We start from the raw sequence: 1755 nt of genomic DNA on the forward strand, positions 1-1755 counted from the left end.
GGGTTCCCCAGCTCCGAACGCAGGGCGGAGTGGCCGAGTGGTTTAGGCAAGGGCCTGCAAAGCCCTGTACGCGGGTTCGATTCCCGCCTCCGCCTCGGGCGATTAGCTCAGTGGGAGAGCGCTTCCTTGACACGGAAGAGGCCACTGGTTCAATCCCAGTATCGCCCACCACAAAGGCCCTGGTCACGACGGTGACCAGGGCCTTCGTCATGCGCGGGGCGTGGCCCCGGCAACGCTCAGACGCGCGCCGGGGGCAGGACGCCGAGCCGGGTGAGGTCGGCGCCCAGCAGGTCGGCGATGCGCTGGTGGCCCGTCCACGTCGGGTGGATGTGGTCCTCGCCGATCAGCGCCGCCTGCGCGTCGGTGAACCAGCCCTCGGCGATCGCGTCGACGTAGGGCAGCCCCGCTGCGCGGGCCGCGTCGCCGACGGCCCGGTCCACGCTTCCCAGCGCGGCGGCCTGGGCCGAGTTCGACGCGACCGGGCCCACGACGACGATCCGGGTCCGCGGCAGCGCGCGGCGCAGGTGCGCGTAGAGCGCCGTCGCGGCTCTCCCCACCGCGGCGACGTCGGCGCGGCCGTCGTTCTGCGAGCCCTCGACGACGAGGACGTCCGGCCGCGCGGCGACCATGCGGTCGACCTGCCCGCCGTCGTAGGGCAGCGTCCCGGGCAGTTGCGCCACGTAGCCCGTCCCGCCGATCGCGGTGGTTCCCCACCGCCAGCCGACCCGCTCCGCGACCATCATCGGGAAGCCCTGGCCGCCCGCGCCGCCGAGCGCGGTGCCCGCGGCGAAGGAGTCGCCGATGACGCCGAGCATCGGCCGGGTGTCCGCGGCGGTGATCGACACCGGCCGGACCTCGGCGGCCGCGTGGTCGTCGGTGCGGGTCTTCACGACGAGCAGGCCGGCGAGCACGGCGAGCACGACCGCCGCGGTCACGGTGACGATGCGCATGGTCCCCCTTCGATGGCCTTCCCCCGGACCTCGTCGCGGATCGGCCCGCCGTTAGGCGCCCGGCGCGGACCTCACCCGGTGGAGTGACGCGTGGCCGGGGCGAGCGGCGCACCTGGGCGAGACCTGAAGGCCCGGGTCGGCGTTCGGAGCAGCGCCTGCCGACGTCCGGCGGCGCCGGGCACCGTTGGTCGCACGCCAGCGCCCCCTGCGCGGCCTCCGGAGCGCGACGCTCTCAGCTCCGGGGCCGGTCGACGCGGGCTTCCCTACCGTCATCGCCGCGCCCGCCACGGCTCCCCCGACGCCGCGGCGGGCCCCGCTCCCCACACCGGAAGGTTCTCGTCCATGCGACCCGACCTGCAGCAGGACCCGCGTCCGGAGTTCGGCATCCCCGGGCCCAGGGACACGGGCGTCGGCCGGCACGACGACCGCGCGGCCGGCCCGCAGGGCCCCTGGTCGGGCCCGCAGCGCGCGGCGGGCCCCTGGACCGGGAACACCCCGGTGCCCGGCCCCTACTCGGGCCCGCAGCCCGCCGTCGGGCCGTACTCCGGGCCCCAGCCCGCGGCCCCGCGCCCGGCGCACACCGGCTCGTGGTCGGCCGCCGAGCGGGCCTCCGCCGGCTACGACGCCGCCGCCGTCCGGCAGGCCGCCGAGCCGACCGTGCGTCACCAGCAGCGGGCCGAGACCCCGCCCTACGAGCCCACCGCCTACGAGTCGGCGCCGGCCGCGTACGAGTCGGGCCGGTTCGACGCGGCCCGAGCGGCCCGTTACGAGACCGGCGGCTACGAGCGCCAGGACGGTCACCCCA

1 protein-coding gene, 2 tRNA genes and 1 pseudogene are annotated in these 1755 nt (G+C 76.7%); 3 read left to right on the plus strand and 1 reads right to left on the minus strand.

Annotated elements, in window-relative coordinates; genetic code table 11:
• The first annotated feature begins 23 nt into the window (after positions 1-23).
• Both AC0CYZ_RS07695 and AC0CYZ_RS07700 read left to right on the plus strand, forming a co-directional pair.
• Positions 24-95 (plus strand) — tRNA-Cys (locus AC0CYZ_RS07695).
• Between the two features lies 1 nt (position 96).
• Positions 97-171: transfer RNA gene (locus AC0CYZ_RS07700), tRNA-Val, on the plus strand.
• Positions 172-236: 65 nt separating this feature from the next.
• Here the strand turns inward: AC0CYZ_RS07700 and AC0CYZ_RS07705 are convergent.
• Positions 237-950 carry an SGNH/GDSL hydrolase family protein gene (locus tag AC0CYZ_RS07705; RefSeq protein WP_472213935.1) on the minus strand — a complete coding sequence of 238 codons (714 nt, stop codon included), beginning with the start codon at positions 948-950 and terminating at the stop codon, positions 237-239.
• 342 nt (positions 951-1292) lie between these two features.
• Here AC0CYZ_RS07705 and AC0CYZ_RS07710 point away from each other — a divergent pair.
• Positions 1293-1755 (plus strand): annotated as a pseudogene (locus tag AC0CYZ_RS07710) (hypothetical protein); the annotation flags it as partial.

This window comes from Actinomycetospora sp. (assembly GCF_055612215.1).